Genomic DNA, 8089 nt, shown 5'->3' with positions numbered 1-8089 from the left:
CTCAACGGCTTCGACGGACACCAGCCCCACACCGCCGACGAGGTCCGCGAGGCCCTCCAGCTCGGCGCCGACACCCCGGTCGTCACCTTGGACGCACGCCGCCGCGACAGCGCCAAGAGCGCCCTCATCACGCTCGTCGAACACGCACTGCTCGCCCGACTGCGGTGACCCAGGCACACGTGGCCCGTCGGACCCCGCGCGGAGTCCGACGGGCCACGGCCCTGCCCCCGGCCGGTTACTCGGTGGGCTCCAGCCCGGCGCGGACCAGGCCGTAGGTGTACGCGTCCTCCAGCGCCAGCCAGGAGGCGGCGACCACGTTGTCCGCGACGCCGACGGTGGACCAGGTCGACGTGCCGTCGGTCGACTCGACCAGCACCCGCGTCTTGGACCCGGTGCCGTGCTGGCCCTCCAGGATGCGGACCTTGTAGTCCACCAGCTCGAAGGTGGCCAGCGGCGGGTAGATGCCCTCCAGCGCGGTGCGCAGGGCCTGGTCCAGCGCGTCCACCGGGCCGTTGCCCTCGCCGACGGCGGTACGGCGCTCGCCCTTGGCCCAGAGCTTGACGGTCGCCTCGTTGCCGGAAACCCCGTTCGGGCCCTGCTCGCTGATGGTCCGCCAGGACTCCAGGGTGTAGAAGCGCTCCCGGCTGCCGCGCACCTCGTCGCGCAGCAGCAGCTCGAAGGAGGCGTCGGCGGACTCGTAGGTGTAGCCGAGGTTCTCCTGCTCCTTCACCTTGGCGACCACCCGGCCCGCCAGGTCCCGGTCGGTGGACAGGTCGTAGCCGAGTTCCTTGCCCTTGAGTTCGACGGAGGCCCGGCCGGCCATGTCGGAGACCAGCATCCGCATGGTGTTGCCGACCCGCTCGGGGTCGATGTGCTGGTACAGGTCCGGATCGACCTTGATCGCGGAGGCGTGCAGTCCCGCCTTGTGGGCGAAGGCCGAGTAGCCGACGTACGGCTGGTGGGTGGAGGGCGCCAGGTTGACCAGCTCGGCGATCGCGTGCGAGATCCGGGTCATCTCGGGCAGCCTGCCCGCGGGCAGCACCCGGCGGTCGTACTTGATCTCCAGGGCGCCGACCACCGGGAACAGATTGGCGTTGCCGACCCGCTCGCCGTAGCCGTTGGCCGTGCACTGGACGTGGGTGGCGCCGGCGTCCACCGCGGCCAGGGTGTTGGCCACCGCGCAACCGGTGTCGTCCTGGGCGTGGATGCCGAGCCGGGCGCCGGTCGCCGCCAGGACGTCGGCGACGGTGTCCCGGACACCGGCCGGCAGCATCCCGCCGTTGGTGTCGCAGAGCACCACCACGTCCGCGCCGGCCTCGTGCGCGGTGCGGACCACGGCGAGGGCGTACTCCCGGTTCGCCCGGTAGCCGTCGAAGAAGTGCTCGCAGTCGATGAACACCCGGCGGTCCCGGGAGCGCAGGAACTCGACGCTGTCCCGGATCATCTCCAGGTTCTCGTCCAGGGTGGTGCGCAGCGCCAGTTCCACGTGCCGGTCGTGCGCCTTGGCGACCAGGGTGATCACGGGGGCACCGGAGCCGACCAGCGCGGCCAGCTGCGGGTCGTCCGCGGCCCGGCCGCCGGCCCGGCGGGTGGCTCCGAAGGCGACCAGCTGCGCGTGCTCCAGCTCCAGCTCGGCGGCGGCCCGGGCGAAGAACTCGGTGTCGCGGGGGTTGGCCCCGGGCCAGCCGCCCTCGATGAAGCCGACCCCGAACTCGTCCAGGTGCCGGGCGATGGCCAGCTTGTCCGCCACCGTCAGGTTGATGCCCTCGCGCTGGGCGCCGTCGCGCAGCGTGGTGTCGAACACGTGGAAACTGTCGTCGGTACGGCTGACCTCGGTCATGACCCCTGGTTCTCCGTTCGGGGAGGTTCGTACTGCTCTGGCCGGATTTTCTGGTCCCGGCTCCACTGTCCAGGATCTCGCGCGCGGCCCCGGTGTCCCCGGGCCCTTCGTGGGGGCCTCGGCCGGTCCGGGTGGCGGTGCTCGGCGGGGCGGTGCCCACAAAGCAAAAGACCCCTCGCGGGTGCGAGAGGTCTGCGCGCGGGTCTGGACGCTCGTGGTCGCTCCGCATCGGGTCCTGCGGGAGCGGTCACTGCGGACCGGCGCGCCTGCTGCCGATAATCAGCGAAAGCGAGGACACGCTGGCAGTCTGGCACAGCTCCCGGGATCCGGCCCGCCCGTCTCGCGATGCGAAACACGGCAGGCCGGAGCCGGTGCGGGCGTTCCGGAATCAGACGATCTTGTGCAGCCAGCCGTGGGTGTCGGCGTTCTGGCCGCCCTGGATCGACAGCAGCGCCTTGCGCAGCTCCATGGTGATCGGGCCCGGCTCGCCGGTGCCGACGGTCCAGTCGGCGGCGGCGGACTTCACCGAACCGACCGGGGTGATGACGGCGGCGGTGCCGCAGGCGAAGACCTCGGTGAGGGTGCCGTCGGCGTTGGCCTGCTGCCACTCGTCGGTGGAGATCTTCCGCTCCTCGACGGCGTAGCCGAGGTCGGAGGCGAGCTGGAGCAGCGAGTCGCGGGTGATGCCGGGCAGCAGGGCGCCGGACAGCTCCGGGGTGACGATCTTCGCGTCCTTGCCCTCGCCGAAGACGAAGTACAGGTTCATGCCGCCCATCTCCTCGACCCACCGGTGCTCGGCGGCGTCGAGCCAGACCACCTGGTCGCAGCCCTTCTCGGCGGCCTGGGCCTGGGCGACCAGCGAGGCGGCGTAGTTGCCCGCGCACTTGGCCGCGCCGGTGCCGCCGGGCGCGGCCCGGACGTACTCCTTGGACAGCCAGACCGAGACCGGCTTGATGCCGCCCTGGAAGTAGGCACCGGCCGGCGAGGCGATGATCATGAAGAGGTAGGAGTTGGCCGGTCGGACACCCAGGCCGACCTCGGTGGCGAACATGAACGGACGCAGGTAGAGGCTCTGCTCCGGCTCGTTCGGGACCCACTCCTGCTCCTGCCGGACCAGCAGCTCCACGGCCTCGACGAAGGTCTCGACCGGCAGCTCCGGCATCGCCAGGCGGCGGGCCGAGGCCTGGAAGCGGGCGGCGTTGGCCTCCGGGCGGAAGGTGGCGATGGAGCCGTCGGCCTGGCGGTAGGCCTTCAGGCCCTCGAAGATCGCCTGACCGTAGTGCAGGGTCATGTTCGCCGGGTCGATCTCCAGCGGCGCGTACGGCGCCAGCTGGGCGTCGTGCCACCCCACGCCCTCGGTCCAGCGGACGGTGACCATGTGGTCGGTGAAGACACGGCCGAAGCCGGGGTTGGTCAGCCGGGCCTCGCGCTCCGCTGCGGGCAGCGGGTGGGCGGAGGGCTTGAGGTCGAACGTGATGGGCGCCTGGGTGGGCGTGCTCATGGCTGTTTCCTTCACCGTGGGGTTGGTCCGGGCCCCACCGCCGCAAGGACGTACCGGCGATCGAACGCCGGAACGAACGCACAGCGACACGGCCCACTGTCGATACTCGCATCCAGAGGGCCGTGCCGAACAGCCGCCGGCTCCTTTGAGAGCTGCAAGCTGCGGTTATGCGGTCCGGCCCAGCTGGCCGGACACCTTGTGGGTCCGGCCCGTCGGCCGGAACTCCGCTGTCGGATCCGGCCCGCTAGCCGGAACCCCGCTGTCGGATCCGGCCCGCTAGCCGGAACCCCGCTGTCGGATCCGGCCCGCTAGCCGGATACTCGCCCGGCGAGCGCGTCGCCGACCTGGGAGGTGCTGCGGGTGCCGGAGCGCTCGGCCAGGTCCGCCGCGACGGCGGCCTCGACCCGGGCGGCCTCGGCGGCGAAGCCGAGGTGCTCCAGCAGCATGGCGACGGACAGCACGGTGGCGGTCGGGTCGGCCTTGCCCTGGCCGGCGATGTCCGGCGCCGAGCCGTGCACCGGCTCGAACATCGACGGGAACTCGCCGCTCGGGTTGATGTTGCCGCTCGCGGCCAGGCCGATGCCGCCGGTGACGGCCGCGGCCAGGTCGGTCAGGATGTCGCCGAACAGGTTGTCGGTGACGATCACGTCGAAGCGCTCGGGCTGGGTGACGAAGAAGATGGTCGCCGCGTCGACATGCAGGTAGTCGGTGGTGACCTCGGGGAACTCCTCGCCGACCGCGGCGAAGATCCGCGTCCACAGGTGCCCGGCGTGCACCAGCACGTTGTTCTTGTGCACCAGGGTGAGCTTCTTGCGCGGCCGCGCCTGGGCCCGGCGGTAGGCGTCGCGCACCACGCGCTCGATGCCGTACGCGGTGTTCAGGCTGACCTCGGTGGCCACCTCCTGCGGCGTCCCGGTGCGCAGCGTGCCGCCGTTGCCGACGTACGGGCCCTCGGTGCCCTCGCGGACGACCACGAAGTCGATGTCCGGCTCGCCGGCCAGCGGGGACTTCACCCCGGGGAAGAGACGGCCCGGACGCAGGTTGATGTGGTGGTCGAAGGCGAACCGCAGCTTGAGCAGCAGCCCGCGCTCCAGCACCCCCGACGGAACGCTCGGGTCACCGATGGCGCCCAGCAGGATCGCGTCGTGCGACTTCAGCTCCGCCAGCACGTCGTCCGGCAGCGTCTCCCCCGTCCGGTGGTAGCGCCGGGCCCCGAGGTCGTACTCGGTGGTCTCCAGCTTCACATCGGCGGGAAGCACGGCGCCCAGGACCTTGAGGCCTTCGGCCACCACTTCCTGGCCGATGCCGTCACCCGGGACAACTGCGAGACGAATGGTGCGAGACATGCTCGGACCCTACTCCGCCGTCCCAGGGGTTGACACCTGGCGTCCACTATTCGGACGCATCGGTCAGGTCGATCTCAACCGGGAACGGCCGGTCCACCTTCAACTGCTTGTGGTAGATCCCGGTCAGGCCATACGCCCTGGTGGCCGGGTCCAGCTCGTACACGTAGACGACCGGACGGCCGTCGTCGTCATCTTCCACCCTCCAGAAATGGGCGATACCGGCCGCAGCGTATTTCCGGGGCTTGGTATCCCGGTCACGCTCCTGCGACTCCTCGGACACAACCTCCACCGCCAGTAGCACGTCCTCCGGCTGGCAAGAGGTTCCCTTCCGCCCCCTGGGGCCGCTGTTGACCCGCTTGTCGACAACCAGGAGATCCGGCTCCAGCCTGTTGCGCCGGTTGAGCATGATCGTCATCTCTCGCCACACGGCCCATCCGGGCGGAACGGCCCTCACCAGCGCCCACTCCAGGACGCGGAGCGTCGACATATGGAAGATGGTCTGCGGGCTCACGAAGATCAGGCTCCCGTCGATCAGCTCGGTGTGCGGCGGGAGATCCGGCAGCCGGTCCAAGTCTTCGGCGGTGTATCCGCCAACCGGCGGGCGAAGCCAGTCGGGGTACTGCTCGATGCTCATGGTTCCTCCCATACGGGCATCCTGACGGCCTTCCCAGGCTACTCGGCAAGGCCCTCCCGGACGCCACTCCTTCGAAGGAGCGCGTACGTCGTTTCCCGCGCCGGGGGCGCGCTTAGGGTGGCGAGGTCCGGGTCACTGGTCCGGGGTCACTGGCAGAACGGGGCGTGCGGGTGAGGGCCGAGCGGCGGCGGGAGTTGCTGGTCTGCGGGGGCGCGGCCGGCCTGGCGACGGGCGGGTACGCGCTGGCGGCGGGGCTGCGCGGGACGTGGCCGGCCGGGGCGGACGCGATCGCGGTGCCGTACCACGCCCACCTGTGGGACCTGCTGCACGGGCAGGCCACCGGGGACCTGCTGTTCAACTGGAACAGCGGCTACGGCGTCCCGTTCCTGGCGGACTTCTTCGCCTACCTGATGAACCCGTTCTCCTGGCTCACCGCGTTCCTCCCCCGCGACCGGGGCGAGCTCGCCGTCCTCCTCGTCACCCTCGCCACCATCGGCCTCGGCACCGCGGCGATGGCCCGCCTGCTCGGCCGCCTCCACCCCGGCCCCCACCGGCTTCGGGCGCTCGCCGCCGTCGGGTACGGGCTGTGCGCCTGGGTGCTGGACGTCGGCGGGGCCGCGCCGATGTGGCTCTGGGGCCTGGTCTCGCTGCCGCTGCTCGGCCTCGCCGCCGACTGGTGCCTGCACGAGCGGCGCTGGGTGACCGGGACGCTGTGCGTCGCCCTGGCCTGGGCGGGCAACCTGTACACCGCCGCGCTGGCCACCCTGGCCGCCGGACTCCTGTTCGCCGTACGGCTGTTCGCCACCTCCCGGCCGTTCCGTCAGGGGGTCAGGGCCACCGGCCGGGCGGTCACCATGGCCGCCGCCGGAGTGCTGCTCGCCTCCCCGGTGCTGTTCGTCGCGGTCCGGGCCGCGCGGGAGGCCCAGCCGGAGTCGCCGGTCGAGCCGCTCGGCCCGTCCGGCCTGGGCGGGCACCTCGCCCAGTTGCTGCCCGCCACCCACGGCGGGCGGGGTCTGCCGGACGTGGCGATCGGCCTGCTGGGGCTGCTGCTGGTGTGCGGGCTGCCGTTCAACCGGCGGGTGCGGCCGCGGGTGCGGGCGGTGTGGTGCGCGGCGCTGGTGGTGGTGGGGCTCGGTTTCGTCTGGACCCCGACCGTCCTGGTCTGGCACGGTCTGGCGATCCCGGCCGGCGGACCGTACCGGGTCGCCTTCGTGCTCAGCGGCCTGCTGGTGCTGGCCGGCTGGGTGTCGCTGGCGCACCGGCCGGACCCGCCGACCCTGCTGGGCGGCGCCGCCGTGGTCGCGGTGATCGCCGGGCTGGCGGCGGGCCGGCACTCGGTCCGCCCCGCCACCTGGGTGCTGCTGACCGCCGGCGGTGCCGTCCTGCTCGCCGCGCTGTGGGTCCTGGACCGCCGGCACACCGACCGGCGGGCGAACACCGTCGCCACCTGGGTGATCGGCGGCGCGGTGCTCGGCAACGCCGTCTGGTCCGGGTACGCGGCGCTCGGCGCGGCGCCTTCCGGCAGCGTCCCCCCGGCGGCCGTGCGGGCCGGGCACGCGGCGGTCCGCGCCGCCGACGACTGGCCGCGCGGCCGCAGCGACCCCGGCCCGCACGCCTTCACCCCCAACGATCCGCTGCTGCTGGGCGGCCAGGGCGGCGGCTACTTCAGCAGCTACCTGCCGACCGCCGCCGCGCTGCTGATGCACGACCTCGGTGCGGGCTGGACGGCCGGTGGGCGGCAGACCGAGAGCGTCACCGACCCGGTCGGGCAGGCCCTGTTCGCCGTCCGCGCGCACCTGGACGACGGACCGCCGCCGTTCGGCTTCACCTCCGTCCGGGCGGCCGCGCCGCCGCCGGTGACCGTCATGCCGCCGGGCGCCCGGCCGGAGACCTCCTCGGTGTGGTCCCGGCAGGAGTCGCTGCTCGGCAGCCAGGTGTACGACGCCCCGCTGCCCGTTCCGGACGGCGGCCTGGCGCCCACCCTGCACGGCACCAGCGGCTGGTCGGTGCCGTCCGGCGGCGGGGGCACCGTCCTCACCGCCGCCTGCACGCCCGGCTCGACGGCGTTCTTCCACGGCGTCTGGTACCGGGGCACGGTCAGCGGCCTCGGCACCAGCTACCGCAGCGACGGCGAGCAGCCGACCACGGCCGTGGCGATCCACCGGCTGGGGACCGTCCCGGCGGACGGGGTGGTCCGGGTGACGCTGCGGTCCGACACCGTCAGCCAGGTCCCCGCCCGGCCGATCGGCTGTCTGCGCACCGGCGCCCTGGACGCCGCCGTCGCCCGGCTCACCGCGACCGGCGCGACCCGGGTCGAGGCGAACGGGCACACCCTGGCGGCGACCCTCCCGACGGGTTCCACCGGCATCGCGCTGCTCTCCGTCCCGGCCACCGAGGGCTGGACCTGCGCCGTCGACGGCGGCCTGCCCGCCGTCCCCACGCCGGTCCTGGGCATGATCGGGGTGCCGCTCGGCCCCGGCGCCTCCCGGATCGCCTGCTCGTTCCGCCCACCGGGCCTCACCGAGGGGCTCACCGTCAGCTCGGCCACGGCCGGCGCCCTCGCCCTGGTCGCCGTCTTCAGCCGACTGTCCCGCCGCCCCACCCGCACGCCCCGCCGCGACCGACGCACCGCCCTGGCGACCGGGGACACCGGGGGCACCGGCGGCGTCCGCGACACGGGGGAGACCAGGGACACCGGCGGCACCGGGGCGTCCGGGGACGCCCGGGACGCGTAGGGGGCGGCCCGCCGACCGCTGTCGGCGAACCGC

The 8089-nt window shown here is 73.1% G+C and carries 5 protein-coding genes and 1 pseudogene; 2 read left to right on the top strand and 4 right to left on the bottom strand.

Annotated elements, in window-relative coordinates; all coding sequences use genetic code 11:
* Nucleotides 1–168 (top strand): annotated as a pseudogene (locus tag ACFV04_RS12315) (ATP-binding protein); the annotation flags it as partial.
* A 67-nt stretch (nt 169–235) separates the two neighbouring features.
* Here the strand turns inward: ACFV04_RS12315 and cimA are convergent.
* The 4 genes from cimA to ACFV04_RS12295 all read right to left on the bottom strand — a co-directional run bounded on the left by cimA (nt 236) and on the right by ACFV04_RS12295 (nt 5321).
* Nucleotides 236–1840: a citramalate synthase gene (gene cimA / locus ACFV04_RS12310; protein WP_380345605.1), complete on the bottom strand. Its 1605-nt coding sequence runs from the start codon at nt 1838–1840 to the stop codon at nt 236–238.
* Nucleotides 1841–2228: 388 nt separating this feature from the next.
* Nucleotides 2229–3341, bottom strand: coding sequence for a branched-chain amino acid aminotransferase (locus tag ACFV04_RS12305; RefSeq protein ID WP_360254195.1), 1113 nt, complete (start codon nt 3339–3341; stop codon nt 2229–2231).
* Nucleotides 3342–3649: 308 nt separating this feature from the next.
* Entirely contained in the window at nt 3650–4687 is a 1038-nt protein-coding gene (locus ACFV04_RS12300; RefSeq protein ID WP_380528708.1) for a 3-isopropylmalate dehydrogenase, read from the bottom strand.
* A 46-nt stretch (nt 4688–4733) separates the two neighbouring features.
* Nucleotides 4734–5321 (bottom strand): Uma2 family endonuclease, encoded by a 588-nt coding sequence (locus ACFV04_RS12295; protein ID WP_380345609.1) that lies wholly within the window; start codon nt 5319–5321, stop codon nt 4734–4736.
* 164 nt (nt 5322–5485) lie between these two features.
* Here ACFV04_RS12295 and ACFV04_RS12290 point away from each other — a divergent pair, with 164 nt between their 5' ends.
* On the top strand, nt 5486–8056 hold the full coding sequence (locus tag ACFV04_RS12290) for a YfhO family protein (RefSeq protein ID WP_380528706.1): 2571 nt from the start codon (nt 5486–5488) through the stop codon (nt 8054–8056).
* Nucleotides 8057–8089 lie beyond the last annotated feature (33 nt).

The organism is Kitasatospora sp. NPDC059599, assembly GCF_042735125.1.
Classification (GTDB): domain Bacteria; phylum Actinomycetota; class Actinomycetes; order Streptomycetales; family Streptomycetaceae; genus Kitasatospora.
This window is presented reverse-complemented; position numbering and strand designations above follow the sequence as displayed.